The 17,955-nt window shown below is 62.8% G+C and carries 17 protein-coding genes; 10 read left to right on the top strand and 7 right to left on the bottom strand.

The annotated features are described in order from the left end of the window. Together ACDK93_RS07140 and ACDK93_RS07135 are read right to left on the bottom strand one after the other, a co-directional pair. Complete coding sequence (locus ACDK93_RS07140; RefSeq protein WP_458071913.1) at positions 1-1,950, bottom strand: M61 family metallopeptidase; 1,950 nt, start codon at positions 1,948-1,950, stop codon at positions 1-3. A gap of 136 nt (positions 1,951-2,086) precedes the next feature. Beyond that, on the bottom strand, positions 2,087-2,599 hold the full coding sequence (locus ACDK93_RS07135; RefSeq protein ID WP_458071912.1) for a LytR/AlgR family response regulator transcription factor: 513 nt from the start codon (positions 2,597-2,599) through the stop codon (positions 2,087-2,089). Positions 2,600-3,002: 403 nt separating this feature from the next. Between ACDK93_RS07135 and ACDK93_RS07130 the strand changes: the two genes are divergently transcribed. From ACDK93_RS07130 to ACDK93_RS07120, 3 genes are all read left to right on the top strand, one after another. Beyond that, positions 3,003-3,233 carry a hypothetical protein gene (locus ACDK93_RS07130; RefSeq protein WP_458071911.1) on the top strand — a complete coding sequence of 77 codons (231 nt, stop codon included), beginning with the start codon at positions 3,003-3,005 and terminating at the stop codon, positions 3,231-3,233. A 265-nt stretch (positions 3,234-3,498) separates the two neighbouring features. Next, positions 3,499-4,050 carry a peroxiredoxin gene (locus ACDK93_RS07125; protein ID WP_458071910.1) on the top strand — a complete coding sequence of 184 codons (552 nt, stop codon included), beginning with the start codon at positions 3,499-3,501 and terminating at the stop codon, positions 4,048-4,050. 323 nt (positions 4,051-4,373) lie between these two features. After that, positions 4,374-4,946 (top strand): hypothetical protein, encoded by a 573-nt coding sequence (locus ACDK93_RS07120; RefSeq protein ID WP_458071909.1) that lies wholly within the window; start codon positions 4,374-4,376, stop codon positions 4,944-4,946. Here the strand turns inward: ACDK93_RS07120 and ACDK93_RS07115 are convergent. Then, complete coding sequence (locus ACDK93_RS07115) at positions 4,943-6,250, bottom strand: MFS transporter (protein ID WP_458071908.1); 1,308 nt, start codon at positions 6,248-6,250, stop codon at positions 4,943-4,945. The two genes, ACDK93_RS07120 and ACDK93_RS07115, sit on opposite strands and share 4 nt — an antisense overlap. Positions 6,251-6,575: 325 nt before the next feature. On the opposite strand from ACDK93_RS07115, the gene ACDK93_RS07110 reads away from it, so the two are divergent. After that, a complete protein-coding gene (locus tag ACDK93_RS07110; RefSeq protein WP_458071907.1) occupies positions 6,576-7,622 on the top strand; it encodes a diguanylate cyclase domain-containing protein in 1,047 nt (348 codons plus the stop codon). A gap of 354 nt (positions 7,623-7,976) precedes the next feature. Here ACDK93_RS07110 and ACDK93_RS07105 read toward each other — a convergent pair whose 3' ends face one another. Together ACDK93_RS07105 and ACDK93_RS07100 are read right to left on the bottom strand one after the other, a co-directional pair. Beyond that, complete coding sequence (locus tag ACDK93_RS07105) at positions 7,977-8,303, bottom strand: YcxB family protein (protein WP_458072369.1); 327 nt, start codon at positions 8,301-8,303, stop codon at positions 7,977-7,979. 469 nt (positions 8,304-8,772) lie between these two features. After that, a complete protein-coding gene (locus ACDK93_RS07100; protein ID WP_458071906.1) occupies positions 8,773-9,147 on the bottom strand; it encodes a winged helix-turn-helix transcriptional regulator in 375 nt (124 codons plus the stop codon). Between the two features lie 100 nt (positions 9,148-9,247). On the opposite strand from ACDK93_RS07100, the gene ACDK93_RS07095 reads away from it, so the two are divergent. Continuing rightward, positions 9,248-10,387 carry an NADH:flavin oxidoreductase gene (locus ACDK93_RS07095; RefSeq protein WP_458071905.1) on the top strand — a complete coding sequence of 380 codons (1,140 nt, stop codon included), beginning with the start codon at positions 9,248-9,250 and terminating at the stop codon, positions 10,385-10,387. 47 nt (positions 10,388-10,434) lie between these two features. Here the strand turns inward: ACDK93_RS07095 and ACDK93_RS07090 are convergent, their stop codons facing one another. Continuing rightward, positions 10,435-10,578 carry a hypothetical protein gene (locus ACDK93_RS07090; RefSeq protein ID WP_458071904.1) on the bottom strand — a complete coding sequence of 48 codons (144 nt, stop codon included), beginning with the start codon at positions 10,576-10,578 and terminating at the stop codon, positions 10,435-10,437. Positions 10,579-10,981: 403 nt separating this feature from the next. Here ACDK93_RS07090 and ACDK93_RS07085 point away from each other — a divergent pair, with 403 nt between their 5' ends. The 4 genes from ACDK93_RS07085 to ACDK93_RS07070 all read left to right on the top strand — a co-directional run bounded on the left by ACDK93_RS07085 (position 10,982) and on the right by ACDK93_RS07070 (position 15,825). Further along, on the top strand, positions 10,982-12,631 hold the full coding sequence (locus ACDK93_RS07085) for a Na+/H+ antiporter (RefSeq protein ID WP_458071903.1): 1,650 nt from the start codon (positions 10,982-10,984) through the stop codon (positions 12,629-12,631). A 605-nt stretch (positions 12,632-13,236) separates the two neighbouring features. Further along, a complete protein-coding gene (locus ACDK93_RS07080; RefSeq protein WP_458071902.1) occupies positions 13,237-14,340 on the top strand; it encodes a hypothetical protein in 1,104 nt (367 codons plus the stop codon). 232 nt (positions 14,341-14,572) lie between these two features. Then, a complete protein-coding gene (locus tag ACDK93_RS07075; RefSeq protein WP_458071901.1) occupies positions 14,573-15,250 on the top strand; it encodes a cupin domain-containing protein in 678 nt (225 codons plus the stop codon). Further along, entirely contained in the window at positions 15,247-15,825 is a 579-nt protein-coding gene (locus tag ACDK93_RS07070; protein WP_458071900.1) for a TetR/AcrR family transcriptional regulator, read from the top strand. Before ACDK93_RS07075 ends, ACDK93_RS07070 begins: the two co-directional genes overlap by 4 nt. A gap of 52 nt (positions 15,826-15,877) precedes the next feature. Here ACDK93_RS07070 and ACDK93_RS07065 read toward each other — a convergent pair whose 3' ends face one another. Further along, positions 15,878-16,624 carry a BLUF domain-containing protein gene (locus ACDK93_RS07065; protein ID WP_458071899.1) on the bottom strand — a complete coding sequence of 249 codons (747 nt, stop codon included), beginning with the start codon at positions 16,622-16,624 and terminating at the stop codon, positions 15,878-15,880. Positions 16,625-16,963: 339 nt separating this feature from the next. On the opposite strand from ACDK93_RS07065, the gene ACDK93_RS07060 reads away from it, so the two are divergent. Further along, a complete protein-coding gene (locus tag ACDK93_RS07060) occupies positions 16,964-17,938 on the top strand; it encodes a proline iminopeptidase-family hydrolase (RefSeq protein ID WP_458071898.1) in 975 nt (324 codons plus the stop codon). The last annotated feature ends 17 nt before the right edge of the window (positions 17,939-17,955 follow it).

Below are 17,955 nucleotides of genomic sequence, written 5' to 3'. Positions count from 1 at the left end.
CTATTTTCTCGCCGCACCAATCTCGCTGAGATAATCCGGCGTGCCTTCGACGCGCACGAGATGCGGGTATTGCAGGCCGCCGTGATAATCCACCGCGACGGTGCGGAAGCCACCCTGGTACTTCAGCAAGAGCTGGATCGGTGACTTGCTGTCCTTGGCCGCCGTGATCGCCTCTTTCAGCACGTCGCTCGAATAATCCTGGCCGTTCACCGCGACCAGCGTGGCGCCGGTGCTGACGCCGGCCTTGAACGCCGCGCCGTTCCAGTTCACGTCGTTGATCAAACCCTTGTCGGCCATCGTCAGGCCAATCGACCAGGCGAAGTTGTACAGGTGGCGCGACGGCTCCGGGCGACTGTTGTACTGCTTCTCGTAGTCGCTTTCCCTGTCGGTGTAGACCAGCTTCCAGCCGGTGCCGTCGATGCCGCTGAGCGGCGGGTTGAGCACGCTGACGCGTGCATGCAGAAAGCCGGCCCAGTCGAATGGTGCCACGGCATTCAGAGCCGCCACCACGTCGTCGAAGGTATAGGTTTTGGTGACATAGCTGCCGTTGTCGACGCCGAAGAACAAGTGCGCAAAATCGTCCAGCGACTTGTGATCATGCGTGAGCGAGCGCAGCTTGCTGTCTACCTCCAGCCACATCATCTGGCCGCCGCTGTAGTAGTCCTCGCTCATCTGCCAGCTGCGGTACGGCAGGCTGGAGCGGTGCGCGGCGGTGGGATCGTTCGTCGTGTCTTCGAGCGTGCGCCACGCGAAGCCCGCACGATTGCGTTCGTAGTTGGCGGCAGTCATCGCCAGCGCATCGCGAAACTGCTGCTGTGACCAGATGCCGGAGCGCGCGGTCAGCACAAAGCCCCAGTACTGCGTCTGCCCCTCGTAAACCCACAGCAGTGAATCGCCCATGGGCACGTTGAAGTTCGGCGTCCACAGATCGGCCGGACGGCGGAACTTGCCGTTCCAGGAATGCGTGTACTCGTGCGCCAGCAGATCGCGCTCCGGCGCATTGTCGCTCCACGCGGTGAAGTAATCGGCGCCCTCACCGTCCTCGCTGGACTGATGATGCTCGGTGCCGTTGCCGCCGAGCTCATCGGAGAGCGAAAACAGAAAATCGTAATGATCGTAATGATGCGAACCGAACAGCGTCGTCGCCTGCGTCACCAGTGCGCGATGCACCTTCAACTGCTCCGGCGTCATCTCCAGATACTTCGGCGCATCCGCCACGATATCAAGGTGCACCGGCGCGCCGCCGGCCGGCGTGAGATCGACACGCTTGAAATACTGCCCCGCATAGACCGGTGAATCGACCAGGTTGTTGAACGTCACCGGCTTGAACGTCGTGGTGTCGCCGGACTGCGCTGCCGTTTCCAGCGCCGTGCCGAACTGCCAGCCATGTGCCAGCGTCAGGCTGGGTGCGAACGTAATGTCGCGCGAAAAATAGCCTGCCGGATACAGCGCGACCTTGCTCCATTCCATATCCATCATGCGGTCGGTCATTTCAAAACCGCCGCCGCGTTCGGACAGATACTGAAAGTCCGCATCAATGCTCGACACCCCCGCCGGCACATCGAGATGGAAAGCGAACACGTTGTACTTGTCGCGCTTCCACATCAGCGGCTTTCCGCCAGCCGAAACCTTGAGGCCGGCCAGCATGGCGATCGGGCCGCTCGGCGAATGGTCGCCGGGAATCCACTGCGGATACAGCAGCGTCAACGCGCCCGCCTTCACCGGGATGGTTTCATGCACGCGAAAAATACCCTGCGCGGTATTGCTCGCATCCACATGCAGGGTCACGGTGCCCACGTAGGGCGTGTCCTGCGGCGGCGGCACCTGATCGCTGCGCGTTTCCAGCGCGCTCGCGACGCTAGCCGCCAGTCCGATCGAGACGGCCACCACCAGACGCGTCAACGTGAAGCGCGCGAAAGCCGGCAACCCGGCAACAGAAACGGCAGACATGAAAACTCCAGGCAGTAGTCAACAAGTCCTGCAAGTTATCACCACCCGCAAGCCAGGCGGTCGATTTGTTCTATCACTTTGGCAAAAGCATCCGGCGGGCAGCGATTGCGCCGACCGCTACACTTTCGCACGCACCCTATTCCGCCACCTTGCCGCCGCGCGCCGACACCAGGCGCAGGAACGTCTCGTGCTGGTAGCGCCTCATGCGCAGCTTCTGGCCGGTATCCATGGTGACGACGTGGTAGCCGTTGAACCATGGGTGGATCGCCTTGATCAGCCGCACGTTGATGATGGCCGAGCGCTGGACGCGCGCAAAATGGCGTGGATCGAGCCGCTCGCCGAGTGCGCTCATGGTCTCGCGCATTTCGTGCATGCCGTCGGTCAGATGAATCTGCACCGTGTTGCCGCTGGCCTTGATCCATACGATGTCGTCGACGTCGATAAGGCGGATCTGCTCGTCGGTACGTACGGGAATGCGCTGGATATGATCGTCGCGCTGGCGCAAGGCCTGCAGCGCCTGCAATATTTGCGTCGACGCATCCCTGCCCGCGTCTCCGGCAGCCAGCCGCAGTGCCAGCGAGGTGCGCAGATCCCCGCGCCATTTCGATCGGGTGAACGCCGCGTTCGACAGCGGGGTCGCGATCGCCATCGCGCCGTCCGAGAGTGATGCATTCCAAACCGTCGCGCTGGGCCAACCGCTGCAGGACGACCCAAGGTCGATGACCTTCGATGATCCCGCTGGCGGTTGCCTGCGCGATCTGCGCTTCACCTTCCGCAGTGGACGTCTCCAGCTATTTCCCTCCGTCGACCTGTGCCGAACCAGTGGCTTGCGCCTCACGACACATGGCGGCGCTTGCGTGAGTCATGGGTGAGGACACACGGTCCGGTGTTCACCGCTGGCTGACATTGCACACTGGCCGGTGAATCGATCCCTCGCCTTTTGAGTCCGGCCATTCGCCGGAACGTATCTGCTTGCATGGCCGATTCGATGCCTCGCTGCCATCGAACGCTCTGCTTTTCGCAGTACGTCTTTCTCGCCTGGAGGTCGCGGCATGATCACGTTCAAAATACCTTTCGAAGCCGAGCGCGATGCCCTCTGGCGCGTGCTGGTCGGCGACGATCCCGACCGGCAGACGTTTTCGTCGCGGCTGGCGGCGATGCGCTTTGCGATGCAGCGTGCCGCGTCGCTGGCGCGCACCAGCCGCGGAGAGGCCCGCGTCTTCATCGAGGGCGCCGACGGCCACTGGCGCCGCTTCGATGCAACGATGAAACCCACCGATTGAGCCAACGGATCGCCGCGCGTCTTCGAGACGCATGGAGCCGCCTAGCAGGCGTGAGGGCAGTGCCGGCGATGGACCAAGGCGCGCCGGCGAACACGCTGGTCGGGTGACGGGTTCTCGCCGCGCACCATCCAGATGGAGCCACAGCGCCTGACTCGGGCTGGCACCTCAGCAGGTATTTGCGTCGTCTGTGGTCGCAGCCAGCATCCAGCGGATCAGTTATCGCGTATAAACCCTATCACCCTCAGCCCACGCAGGAATGACGCCCATGAAATCCTTGTTGAAGTTCGCTGCCCTCAGCTTTGTCGGCACCGCCATCCTCACATCGCCAGCGTTTGCCGCGCTGAAGGAGGGAACGCAGGCGCCGGAATTTACCGCGCCGGCCTATCTCGCGGGACAGCCTTTCACCTTTGATCTGGCTGACGCGCTGAAGAAGGGTCCGGTGGTGGTCTACTTCTTCCCCGCTCCGCACACGTCGGGCTGCAACGTCGAGGCGCATCTTTTCTCGCAGTCGATCGACCAGTTCAAGGCGCTGCACGCCACCGTGATCGGCGTGACCGCAGGCAACCTCGACCAGCTCGCAGCGTTCTCCAAGGAAGCCGACCACTGCAGCGGCAAGTTCCCGGTCGCCGCCGACGAAGGCGCGAAAATCGCCAAGCAGTACGACGCCACGCTCTTCATCAAGCCGGGCTGGTCCGACCGCACATCGTACGTCATCGCACCCTCGGGAAAGATCACCTATGTCTATTCCAGCCTGAGCCCGACCAAGCACGTGCAGGAAACGTTGGACGCCGTAAAGGCGCTCGAGAAGCAGAAATAAGCCGATCGGCACGCCCAGCGCGGCGGGCGGTTCACTCGCAGCAGTAGACGAAGGGCGTCGGCGACGACGCCCTTCGTGCGTCCGGGTCAGGCCGTTGTCCCGCCAGCAAACGGTCTGACTTCTCACCCTGCTCGTGCTGGACCCCGTTTTTCTTTCGACGACGACAAGAAAACTTGACTCGGTGGTGACTTTATCTAACGCGCTCAATGCCTACCGGGAATGGCCTGACTCATGCAGAACGCCCATGGTGACTTCTATCGGAAAGTGCGTCACACGGCGTGCCGTCACTCGCGCGCTCACCGCGTGCATGTTGCCGAGGACAGGTGTTCGTCAGCACCCTGTTAGACTCCAGCGGAAGGCTTCAGACGAAACCATCCTGGAGCCCGGGAGTGACGGATTTTCATCCATCTTGCGGGGGATCGGTCGTCATGGCCATGTCGCTGTCGTGGAAAGTCGGAGCCGGGTTGGCCGGGCTGGTCGTTGCCATGGTGGCCTGGAACGGGATCTCGCAATACCTTGCCGGGCGTCACGCCGACGAGGTAATGCGTGCGTCGGCGCTCGCTGCCGAAGAAGATGCCCAGCGCGCCAGAGCGCTGGCCCAGCAGCATCAGGCGCAGCTCGCTGCCGACCTGGAACAACAGCGCCAGGAGCTGTCCGAAACGCATCAGCAGGTGGATGAACAGTCGCGGCAATATCAGGCGGAGCTGGCCGCACGCCTGGAAAAACAGCATCAGGAAGAGCTGCGCGTGCAGGCGACCTACCGTCTCGACCGCAACCAACGCTGCGATGCCGGCATTGTCATCAACCACGGCGGTTCGCGCTTCACGCCCGTCATCGGCAAAACCGGCCAACCCATCACCTGCAAGGGCGACACGGCAGCCGAGCCGCTGCGTTAGGCATCGCGCACACGATGCGGCATGGTTTTCACCGGCGCGGTTTCCGGCATCGAAACAATCGCCAGCAGGCCCACCGACACGCCACCGATCAGATACCACGCCGGCGTCAGCGGGTTGCCGGTCAGGCGCGTCAGCCACGCCACCAGAAACTGGGTGGAGCCGCCGAACACGCAGATCGACAGCGCGTACATGATGCCCAGTCCGCCCGAGCGCATGCGCCGCGGCAGCGACTCGGTGACAGTGACGATCACCGTGGCGGTGGACAAAGTGGACGCGACCGCCAGCACCGCCGTGGTCGCGTACAGGGCGAGGCCGGTGCGGCTGGCGCCGAGCAGATGAAACGCGGGAAAGATCGCCAGCAGCAGCACGCACCACGGCAGGATCAGCACCGGCTTGCGGCCGACGCGATCGGACAGCCAGCCGCTGATGGGATCACAGACCACGCCGCACAGGCCGACCACCACCGTGGCGCCCAGCGCCAGTCGGGTCGGCATGCCCAGGGTCGCGCTGGCGTAGGTGGTCATGTAGTCGAGCACGTAATTCGCCGTGGTCGCTGCAGCCAGCATCGCCAGCCCGGCCGCGACAATGCGCGCATAGCCGCCCGGCACGATGCGCTCATCGTCATGCGCCGTTGCCAGATGCACGGTTTCCAGCAGCCGGCTGCGCATGACCAGACCAAACGGGATGATCGCCGCGCCCGCCAGCAGCGCGACGCGCCAGCCCCAGCGCTCCAATGCAGCCGGGCTCAGCACACCCGCCAGCACCACGCCGATCAGGCCCGCCACCATCACGGATGCATCAGCGCTCATCGCCTGCAGCGAGATATACAAGCCGCGCCGATGCAGCGGCGCCGACTCCATCATGAAGGCCGTGCTCGGCCCGACCTCACCGCCCAGCGCAAAGCCCTGCAGCAGCCGGAACCCCACCACCATAATGGGCGCCAGGATGCCAATCGATGCGTACGACGGCGTCAGCGGCAGACCGATCACGGCCACGCCCATCAGGGCGAACGACCACAGCATCGCCGGCTTGCGCCCGCGCCGGTCGCCAAGCCGGCCAATTACCAGCGCACCGAGCGGACGCGTGAGAAAGCCGGCGCCGAACGTCGCTAGCGATGCGAGCAGGCTGACGCCCGGCGTATGCGAGGGGAAAAACGTAAGGCCGATCTGCGTCGCGAAGAACGCGTAGGTCACGAAATCGTAGAACTCGATGGCGTTGCCGGCCACCACAGCGGCCACCTGTTTCACCGACAAACCCGGTGGACTGCTCGCACCCGATGCCGCCACCGGCTCAACGTTCGCCATCGTTCCACGCCCCAAGCCCCTTGTCGCCACCTGTTTAGCAGCGGCCCGCAGCGCTGTCCACCGTGGATGAAAGCCGATATTAGGTTCGACGCGGTCGATAGCCCGATGAATATCGGCGGGCGTCTAGTCTCTCGGCAAGTTACCGGCTCAAGCGACGCCTGACTCCGTGCCAAAGCGTCGATGCCGGTTGTCGACAGCGCGCCCGTGTGTGCTTAATAAAGCCAGAGAAACGTATCGGCTCAACCCAACTCGCCTGCCGACAGGCCCACGCCCCATGCCCATGCGAGACCCCATCGAGCGATTCGTTCACCACGCCATACTGGTGATGCTGGGACTGGCCATGGTGGCTGCCGCATGCGCCACGGCGATTCACTGGCTGAGTCACGTCCGGCAACCGCTGGACCTGATCATCCCGCCCACGATGTTCGTGGTGTTCGGCGCCCTGCTGATCACGTTGATTCGCCAACCGAGGTGGGTACTCGCTATTGGCCGCTGCGCGTTGCTGGTGTCGGGCGTGGCGCTGGTCGCGCCTACCTGGGTCTATGTCGCCCAGGCTTTTCTTACACCAGGCCTGCAACTGATCACCATCCTGCCACCGATATCCTCACTGCTGCTGATTTTGGTGCTGATGGTGATGCTGTTCTTTCCGACCCCGCAGTCGTTCCGCATAGCCTTGCTCGCCTGGGCGCTGGTCGCGCTGCCCGTGATTGTCTATCTGCTGCTGCATCCGCTGGAGATGGCAACGCCGCGGGGTCGCGACCTGCTGATGGCCTACGGACCGGCGCTCGTGCTGGTCGCCGTGCTGATCCCCGTGCAGCGAGGGCTGGCCGGCAAGATCGAGCGGCTCACGTCGGAGCGCGCGCGGCTTGAAATCATCGCCAACCACGACCCGCTCACGCACATTGCCAACCGTCGTCCCGGCGAGCAGATATTGCAAGGCCTCCTCGTCGAAGGGATTCCTGCCGGCGTCATCATGTTCGACATGGATCGCTTCAAGGCGATCAACGATACCTACGGCCATGCCGTGGGCGATCAGGTGCTGCAGACGGTAGCGCAGCATTGCGATGGGCTGCTGCGCAGGGGCGAGTGCGTGTCGCGCTGGGGCGGCGAGGAGTTTCTTGTCGTCGTGCCACACGTGGATGCCGCGGGCTTGCGGCAACTGGCCGAACGCCTGCGCTCGGCGATCGCCGCGCTGGTCGTGGCACCGGCAACGCAGGTGACGGCGTCCTTTGGCATCGCCATGATCGAAGCGGGCGACAATCTGACCAGCGTGCTGCAACGGGCCGACCGCGCGCTTTACGAAGCCAAACGTCAGGGCGGCAATGGCGTGATTGGACAACCTCCTGAATCCATGGGAATCACGTCAGGCTAGTCCCAGCCGTCTGGACGGCCAAGCTTTCCCGCTGTCAGAACAAGATGGATACGTAGGCTGCCGATGTGACTGAGCTGGCAGCGCACCTTGATCTGAAACATGCGATCCACGTCGGCCACTCCTCCAAGCTGGTCAAACACGGCACCCCGAAAGTTCACAAAGGGCTACCCGCACGGCATGTGCACCACGCATACCGACGTGATCAATCAGGATCTGCTGGCTTTCTTCAAATCGTGAGGGTGACTCCGTTCCTCAGTTGTCGGGTTCCAACCGACGTCCGAAGAAAGATTCAACCGCTTACCCACGCCACGGCGGCAGCTGCGTCATCGCCGCCGCGCCAGCGCCGGCGTAGTCTTATCGAGACTTCTCATCGCACGCTTGTTTTAATTCGCCGCCATGGAACTTGACGTTTTCAGACTTAGCGAAATCGAAAAGCAGACTTTCATCCTCCGGCGTGAGTTCATCGCGACCAAAGAACCACGCACAACGGGGACTCAAATAGATGAAGCACGTTCGACGCGTCAACCTGATTCTGTTGACCCCCGACCAAGACGCGGAGGTATGAAGCTTGCCGCTGTCGCAAGATATGCCTTCTCTATCAAATCTAAATTTAGGGCTTCCTCGTTTGCGCGAAGCTTGAAGTGCCGTCCAAGCCTGCGCTGCGAAAAGGCACGGCAACATGATTGCTACCCAGGCGAATCCACCCAGTGCAGCCATCCAAATCGGTTGCGAGCCGTATGAAACAGCCGAAAAGACGCCAACGATCACCAAAATAGAGACGTAACCCGACGCCCCCATAAACCACATTTGTGCAACTCGAACGAAGTTGCTGCCAAATGTGCGGCGCGAGGTAAACGTTACACTGGCCTCCATTACCCACCCCGTGATGGTGTAACGATCAAACTTTCACGTCAATCCGCTACAGCTTTCAAGAAGTTGCTCGCGTCGACCTTCGAAAAATGCTTCACTAGCTTCTTTAATTCGAAAGCCGCGACGATCTGTCGACATTGAGTTGATCTACGACGATAAATTTATAGCGTCCGCTGGTTCGAGCATCGTGTTTTGAAACACTGAGTCATTCGCTAGATACAACAATGGCCATGACATGCGCGGGAGCAAAAGGCGATAACCGCTTCGGCAGTGGCCGCCGTTATCGTACCTGCTTTTTATCGAACGTCTGCCGCGCTGCCTCGACATCGGGCAGATAGACAAGCGTCCAGTCGTAAAGGGCCTTGAAGGGCTTCTTCAGACTCTTGCCGAGCGCCGTCACGCTGTACTCCACCGCAATGGGCGAAGCCTCGACCACACGCCGGGCCACGACGCCGTTACGCTCAAGGCGGCGAAGGGTCTGGGTGAGCGCCTTTTGCGTGATGCCTTCCAGCGTGCGCTTGAGCTCGTTGAAGCGCAGCGGGCCCTCGTTGAGCGCTGCCAGCACAAGCACCGACCACTTGTCGGCCAGCTCGTCGAGCAGGAGCCGGCTGGGGCAATCGGATGCCTGAAGCACGCGGTGTTTGAGTGAAGGCATGGCGGTTTCCTGCAGGCTACCTGGTCGCCTAATTGTGCCTTGTTGACACTAGGTATACGAACTATACCATCGACGCCTTCTCCCTCGATGGATCCCCTGCATGACCTCCAGTACCGCAAGCTCGACCGCCACCGACGTGCTGTTTGAGCCGTTTCAGATAAAAAACCTTGTGCTGAAGAATCGCGTGGTGATGGCGCCGATGACGCGTTCGTTCTCGCCTGAAGGCGTGCCCGGCGCCAATGTGGCCGTCTACTACCGTCGCCGGGCCGAGGGCGACGTCGGACTGATCCTTTCGGAGGGCACGGTGATCGACCGGCCAGCCGCGCGCAACGAAGGCAAGATTCCGTTTTTCCATGGCGAGGCCCCGCTCGCCGGCTGGCAGCACGTCATCGATGCCGTGCACGGTGCCGGCGGCAAGATGGGTCCGCAGATCTGGCACGTGGGTTCGGTGAAGCATCCGGCCACCGACTGGGTTCCGACCGGCGCCGTAGAGAGCCCGTCCGGCCTCGTCGCGCCGGGCGTGCCACGCGGCCAGGCGATGAGTGAGGAGGATATTGCCGACACCGTAGCGGCGTTCGCACGCGCGGCCGCCGATGCCAAACGCCTGGGCTTTGACACGCTGGAGATTCATGGCGCGCATGGCTATCTGATCGACCAGTTTTTCTGGTCGGGCACCAACGAGCGCGCCGATCGCTATGGCGGCGCCACGCTGGTGCAGCGGTCGCGCTTCGCCGGCGAAGTGATCAAGGCGATCCGCCAGGCCGTGGGTCCGGACTTTCCGATCATCCTGCGCGTGAGCCAATGGAAGCAGCAAGATTACAAGGCGCGCCTGGCCACCACGCCCGAAGCGATGACCGACTGGCTGCTGCCGCTGGTGGAAGCCGGCGTGGACATTCTGCACTGCTCGCAGCGGCGCTTCTGGGAGCCGGAATTTGCCGAGATCGATGGCGCCAAGGGACTCAATTTTGCCGGCTGGGCGAAGACGCTTACCGGCGCCGCTACCATCAGCGTGGGCTCGGTCGGCCTGTCCGGCGAATTCATGGCCGCGTTCGGTGGCGAGAGTTCCACGCCGGTTGGCCTGGACAATCTGGTCGAACGCATGGAGCGCGGCGAGTTCGACCTGATTGCCGTGGGCCGCGCCCTGCTCAGTGATCCGCTATGGCTGACCAAGGTGCGCAACGGCGACAGCGATCAGCTGAAGGATTTCACCGCCGCCGCGATGAGTGAGCTGGTCATATAAGCCGACGGCTTTTCCGTTCTCCCGAGGCTCGCTAGGCCGAAACCGGCTTAGCGAGTGGCGATGCTGGCGTTGGCAACCGGCGCGGCGCTGGCAGAGGACTGCATCACACCGATGGCGACGGTGACCATCAGCGCCACTGCCGTGGCGAGATGAGGAAGACGGCTAGTGCTGGCGGTTTGCGACTTGAACATGACGGCAACTCCTGCGGTGGCGCAGACGACGGCGCCGCCTGTTGCGTGGCATCATCCTCACTCGACGCGATCGGGGCCAATCGTTTGTTCGCATGATTGCCATTTGTTCTGGCTATGGCCTGATGTCGCGGTTCCCTGAGCGCACTACCCGACGTCGGGCATCGCAGCGGCGCCGGCCAACGCGAACGATAGCGGCCAGCGTCTGGGCGTGCGAAAGGCCACGAATGTCACGTTTGCGCGGTGCGATCGGCGCGTTGCCGCATCGCATCCTTCCAGAAGATGACGGGCACGCATCGAACACCCGGCTTCTGCCACAGTGTGGACGCACGAAGGCGGAATGCAGTGGGTGGCCGGTACCGATGGTCGGCGGCCGCGCCGGCGATCCGACTGGCGAAGGACAATCATGGATTCGATAGAACTCGTATTGGCGATGCTGCTGGCGGTGGTGGCCAGCAGCTATGTGGTGCGCATCCTGCCGATACCGCTGCCGCTGCCGCTGGTGCAGATTGCGATGGGCGCGGGGATGGCCGGCCTGCTCGATCACGGCGTGGTGCTGGATCCGCAGATTTTCTTTCTGCTGTTTCTTCCGCCGCTGCTGTTTCTCGATGGCTGGCGCATTCCAAAGGATGGCCTGCTGCGCGACAAGACAGTGATCCTGCAGCTGGCGCTGGGGCTGGTGGTTTTCACCGTGCTGGGCGCGGGCTTTCTCATTCACTGGCTGATTCCCGCGATGCCGCTGGCGGTCGCATTTGCGCTGGCGGCCATCGTCTCGCCGACCGATCCGGTGGCGGTGTCGTCGATCGCCGCGCGCGTGCCCATTCCCAAACGCCTGCTGCATATTCTGGAAGGCGAATCGCTGCTCAACGATGCCACCGGCCTGGTGTGCTTCCGCTTTGCCGTGGCCGCCGCGGTAACCGGCCACTTTTCGATGAGCTCGGCGTCGCTGACCTTTCTATGGCTGTCCGGCGCCGGCGTGGCGGTAGGCGTGGGTTTTACCCTGGGCGTCAGCTACGCGCAGCGCCTGCTGTCGCGGCAGTTCGGCGAGGAGACCGGCTCGCCGATCCTGATCAGCCTGCTGATTCCCTTCGGCGCGTACATGCTGGCCGACCGACTGGCGGCCTCCGGCATTCTGGCGGCCGTGGCCGCAGGCATCACGATGAGTTATGTCGAGCTCAGCGGCCGCGCGCTGGCGACCACCCGCGTGCAGCGCACCGCGGTGTGGAACATGGTGCAGCTGGCGCTCAACGGCGTGGTGTTCGTCTTGCTCGGCGAACAGCTGCCGAAGATTCTGCGCGGCGCGGTCACCGTGACGGAGCAAAGCGCGCATCTCAATCGCTGGTGGCTGCTGGTCTATGCGCTGGCCATCAGTGCGGGCCTTGCCCTGCTGCGGCTGCTGTGGGTGTGGGTGTCGCTGCGGCTCAGCCTGTTCGTCGCCCGCCATCGCGGCCAGCCGATCGACAAACCGAACTGGCGACTGGTGCTGGCCACGTCGCTGGCCGGCGTGCGCGGCGCGCTGACTCTGGCGGGCATATTGAGCCTGCCGCTGCTGATGCCCGATGGCTCGCCGTTCCCCGCGCGTGATCTGGCAATCTTTTTGGCTGCAGCGGTGATTCTGCTGTCGCTGCTGATGGCCGCCATTGCCCTGCCGCGCCTGCTGAAAGGCCTGCAACTGCCGGCCGAACCGCTGCAGCAGCGGCAGGAGGATCACGCCCGCCACGCCGCCGCTATCGCCGCGATTGCCGCCATCGAAAAATCACAGCGCGAGCTGAGCGAAAAAAGCGCGGCAGCCGATGTCGAAATCTACCCCCATGCTGCCGCGCGCGTGATTGCGCTCTACCAGCATCGGCTGGACCGCGATGCGTCGAACGACAGCGATGCCAAACAACTGCGCAAGGCCGACGAGATAGAAATCGCGATGCGCCTCGCCGCGCTGCAGGCGGAGCGCAGCGAGATCTTCAACCTGGCCCGGCACGCGCTCATCTCCGACGAAACCTCGCGCCGGCTGGTGCGCGAAATCGATCTCGCCGAAGCGCGTCATCGCGCGGAGCCCTGAAAACCGACATCGCCATCGGCCGGCAACAACCCGGAGATCGCGTCGAGCGCAGTCAGCGCTTCGCGTGTCCGTAACTGCCGGTCTTTGCGTGCGTCGAGGGCGACCTTTCGAACAGGTCTGCCGGGAAAAGCGTGTCATGCCTCAGCGACTGTCTGAGGCACATCGCCAGTATCCGTCCGGCAAGAGCGTTAACGCGGTGGATGCCTTTCTCGGTGGAACGCGCGAGCGGACCCGTTGTGGGATCCAGTCGACAAATCAACCACGGGTCGCTTCTTCTACGAATTTTTCCAATTATGGCCGGCGAAATTAATGGCTACTCTCAAACGTCGATAATCTGATGAACATAATTTATTGCGTTTGATAAATAACCCACGTTTGGAGATTCGATTAAATCAAAGCGCTGTATTCGCCTTATCCGCTCGGATTATCGTGGCGAGCCGCTCGCAATAATTTACTGCTGATGAAGTCAGCACGATCACAGGGACGGTCGTCACGACGATACACAGGGAAGTGGGAATCAAGCTGTGTTTTGTTTCGGGAGTAACGGGGCGCCCGGATCGTCCGGGTGCAACGGCTACAACAACTAGCGTCCACTGGAGAAAAGCATGCAATCAAAGAGCCCTTCCGCCGCACGTCGATTCATCAAGATCGCCGTCGCCGCGAGTCTTGTCTGCGCAGCTGCTGTTCCCGCCGCCTTTGCGGCACCGGCCATCGCCACCGGCGACCAGGCACAGGTTCCCTCGATGGTGCAGGCGCAGGCCATTCAGAGCTGGCACGAAGACATCACCCGCATGTCGACTCCGGCCGAAGGCTGCTTTCAGGCAACCTTCCCGAGCATTCTCTGGAAGCAGGTGTCGTGCTCCCAGGTCCAGCCGTTCTCCCACCCGCTGCCACGACGCCCCGATGCACTGGGCCGGTTTGCGCAGAGCACGGGCGCGGGCGGCGGCGGTACCCAGACCACCGGTAACGGCGCCGACTACGCCATCGAAACCGCAACCCTGATCAGCAGCGCCACGGGCACCTTCCCGTCGGTGACCGGTGTCACTTCCGAAAAAGGCGTGGGCGTGGCGGCCTTCGGCGGCGGCGGCATTCTGGGCGCGAACGAGTACACGCTGCAGGTCAACTCGAATTACAACAAGACCACCTCAGCCTGCAAAAACCATTCCGGCTGCACGGTGTGGCAGCAGTTCATCTATTCACCGGACTACAGCACCAAGGGCAAGGCGGCCGTGTTCATCCAATACTGGCTGCTCGGCTACGGCGGTAATAGCTGCCCGAGTGGATTCGGCAGCGACGGTTCGGGCGACTGCTACAAGAACAGCTCCGCAGTAACCGCGCCGGATGTGCCCGCCACCCAGCTGGGCAACCTCAAGATTTCGGGCACGGCGACCAGCGGCGGCAACGACACCGTGGTGTTCACCAATGGCACCACCGCCTACTCGCTGACCGCCAAGGACAGCGTACTGAGTCTGGCAACCGCGTGGGATCAGACCGAATTCAACGTGGTCGGCAACGCCGGTGGTTCCGAAGCGGTGTTCAACTCGGGATCGTCGATCACGGTGAAGCTCGCGGTCGCCGACGGCAGCACCGCCAAGCCCACCTGCGCCTCGAACGCCGGTTCCACCGGTGAAAGCAACAACCTCAACCTCGGTAGCTGCACCGCCACCGGCGGATCGTCGCCGTACATTCAGTTCACCGAATCGAACTGAGCCACACGCACGGCGTCATATGACGGGGAAATAGCGTCGAGGACATCATTCCTCGGCGCTTTTTTTATGACCGGACGCACGAGCGACTGCCTGAGGCTCGAACACAGCGTAGCGATGCCTGATTTCGGGGCCCGTGATAACTCGGGCGAAGAGCAATCCTGTCAACCACCAGCTGCTTGACGCCCGCTCTCGCCAGACACATGCTGTCTACCTTTCAGTAGGTAGATAACCCATGCAAATCAACGCCGACTGGTCGCAGCGCGTGGTGATGGATGCAAACGCCATGGACTGGGTCGATTCGCCATCGCCAGGTATCCAGCGCAAAATGCTCGAGCGCGATGGTGAGGAAGTTGCCCGCGCCACCACCGTAGTCCGCTATGCGCCGGGATCACACTTTTCGCGCCACGTGCATGATCACGGCGAGGAGCTGTTCGTACTCGACGGCGAGTTTTGCGACGCAACGGGGCGCTTCGGCGCCGGCTCCTACATCCGCAACCCGCCGGGGTCGGCGCATGCGCCGTGGTCGGAACGCGGCTGCACGCTGTTCGTCAAACTGCGCTACTTCGACCCGCTCGATCAGGCTCGCGTGGTGGCGCACACCCACGACACGCCGTGGCTGCCCGGCCTGGTGCCCGGACTGTCGGTCATGCCGCTGCATGCGTTCCAGACCGAGCACACCGCGCTGGTGCGCTGGGCGCCTGGCACTTATTTCAATCCGCATCGACACTTTGGGGGCGAAGAAATTCTGGTGGTAGACGGCGTGTTCGAGGACGAGCACGGCCGCTATCCCGCCGGCAGCTGGATCCGCAGTCCACACCTGAGCTCGCACCAGCCTTTCAGCAGGGAGGGCTGCACCATCCTGGTCAAGACCGGACACCTGATTGCACAGACCGCGGAAGCCGGCGCATGAGCCATGCGGCCAGCGGAACTGCCGAACGGGTCATGGACGCGGCCGAGGCGCTGATCCAGCAGCGCGGTTATGCCGGCTTCTCGTACGACGATGTGGCGCAGGCGGTCGGTATCCGCAAGCCCAGCGTGCATCACCACTTCCGCACCAAGGCCGAGCTGGTTGCCGAACTGATCAACCGCTACTACCAGCGCTTCGAGTCCGCGCTGGCGGCCATCGACATCGCGCGCAGCCAGCCGCTGGCGCGCCTGAAGGCCTACGTGCAGTTGTTTTCGCAGACCTATGCAAACGACGGGCGGCTGTGTGTTTGCGGGATGCTGGGCGCCGAAGCCGATGCGCTTCCTGCCGGCGTGGCGGACGCCGTGGAAAGCTTCTTTCGCCTCAATCTGACCTGGCTGGTCGCCACGATCCGCGACGCGCAAGGCGCGTCTCAGGTGCGCGCCGACCTGCGCGCAAGCGCCCTGGCCGAGGCGCTGCTTGCCGCACTGGAAGGCGCCATGGTGGTGGGGCGTGGCGCGCGCAGCGGCGGTGGTCCAGCAGCGGTGGGTAAAACCTTTCTCGCCAGCATCGGCATCTGACGGCAGCCGCCGCATACCGTTTCTCTCGCGCAAGCCCGATGACTTCGCGCACCTAGCGATACAGCAGCAGCGCCACGATCACCAAGGCCAGTGTGACGACGACACCGAGCAGCAGCGGAGTGCGGCTCATGCGACCGACCGACGGTGCCGGAACCTGCGCCGCAGGCTCACCACCAACTCGGTGGTCGCTGCCGTGGGGTGGCGACAGGTCGGCATCGGCGTCCTGGCGCAGCAGTTCGACCATGGCCCCGGCGAGCGCCGCATCAAAGGTGTAGGGATCAAACTGCTTGCGGCCATGTCGCGCCATCAGGGCCTGCACCGCGGAGGCATTCGGCACGTACTTCATCGCCCATACTGAGAACGAGCGCGCCTGAATCGATTCGCGTCCGAGTACGTGCATATCTCGATGACGGGGATCCCGGGCGATGCGGGCGCACAGTTCATCGATCGCCGCAGGCTCGCCCTCCAGGCACTGGAAGAAACAGCCGTCACCGTAGTACAGCGCGCCGACCAAGCCCTTGCGCGGATTGTTGCGTCGCGACTGCATCAGGATGCGCGCGACCTCCAGGTCGATGCCGCTGCCCTGCGGGCTTGGCGCAAACGTGGCACGACTGACGTAGACCAGGCGTTGCAATTCGGACATGCGAGCCAACTCAGAAAGGAAGTATTCGAATTGTGCCACCGTGCATGCGGCCTGGCATCGGCCGTTCGCCAGCAGAAAGAGCATCGGCATCAAGCCGTGCAGTACGACAAAAATGGCGCCGCTGCAATCACCGTCGTTGCCCAGAATCCGGCTCACAAAGCTCGGTGAGCCTATGTCATATTCTGTCGCACCAATCGCTGTTTTTCCCACGCATTGCCAAGAATTTGCTCTGACTGTCCGCATGCTTTCATCGCTGAAAACGCGGCCGCACTGGCTCAAACGCCGAAGGCGGCCATCCTCTGGTCGGGCGCGATTCGACAGGCTGCTTTTACACGTAATTCGCGATCGGGTGCGACGAAATGGCGCCCCCATTTTGCTCAGGTAAACCGAACCCACGGATGATCGGCAGCTTTGCGCCCATCCCTTTGACTGTCTTTTCAGCGAGAATCGAAAGCGGGACAACCACACACGCTTAGAACCAGCCAAGGACCACGCATGCCCGCGCCTGAAGCCTTTGACGTTGCCGACACCCTGCTCCGCCGCCCCGACGCCCTCGCCGGCGGTGCGCGCCTGATTCCCATACAGACGACGCATGGCACGTTCAACGTCTGGACCAAACGCTGTGGCAACAGCCCGCGCATCAAGCTGCTGTTGCTGCACGGCGGGCCAGGCGCCACGCACGAATATTTCGAGGCCTTCGACAGCTACCTTCCGCAGGCCGGTATCGAGTACTACTACTACGACCAGCTCGGTTCGCACCGCAGCAGCCAGCCCGATGAGCCTGACCTGTGGGATCTCGACCGTTTTGTCGACGAGGTCGAGCAGGTACGCCAGGCGCTTGGGCTGGATGCCGGCAACTTTTTTCTGCTGGGCCATTCATGGGGCGGCATTCTGGCCACCGAGTACGCGCTGAAGCATCAGCAGCATCTGAAGGGTTTGATCATCTCCAACATGGTCAGCAGCATTCCGGCCTACAACCGCTACGCCGAAGAGGTGCTGATGCCGGAAATTCCAGCCGAGGTGCTGGCCGAGATCAAGGCCATCGAAGCGGCCAAGGACTATGAAAATCCGCGCTACATGGAGCTGTTGATTCCCTATCACTACGAGCACCACGTGCTGCGCCTGCCCTATGCGCAATGGCCCGACCCGGTGCTGCGCGCTTTCGGCCATATCAACCCGAAGGTCTACATTCCGATGCAGGGGCCGAGCGAACTGGGCGCCAGTGGAAAGCTGGTGCAGTGGGACCGCACGGCCGATCTGCCGAACATCCGCGTACCCGCGCTGACCATCGGCGCCGCACACGACACCATGGATCCTGCCTTCATGGAAGCGATGGCGCGCGCGTTGCCGCAGGGACAGTTCCTGCATTGCCCCGACGGTAGCCATATGGCGATGTACGACGATCAGGCCACTTATGTCGCCGGCCTGATCGCGTTTCTACATGGAGTGGATGGCGCGACGACGGACTGATCGGTACTTCATCCACA

Source organism: Rhodanobacter sp. BL-MT-08, from assembly GCF_054161255.1.
The sequence above is the reverse complement of the archived record's forward strand: the minus strand, read 5'-3'. Positions and strand labels throughout refer to the sequence as shown.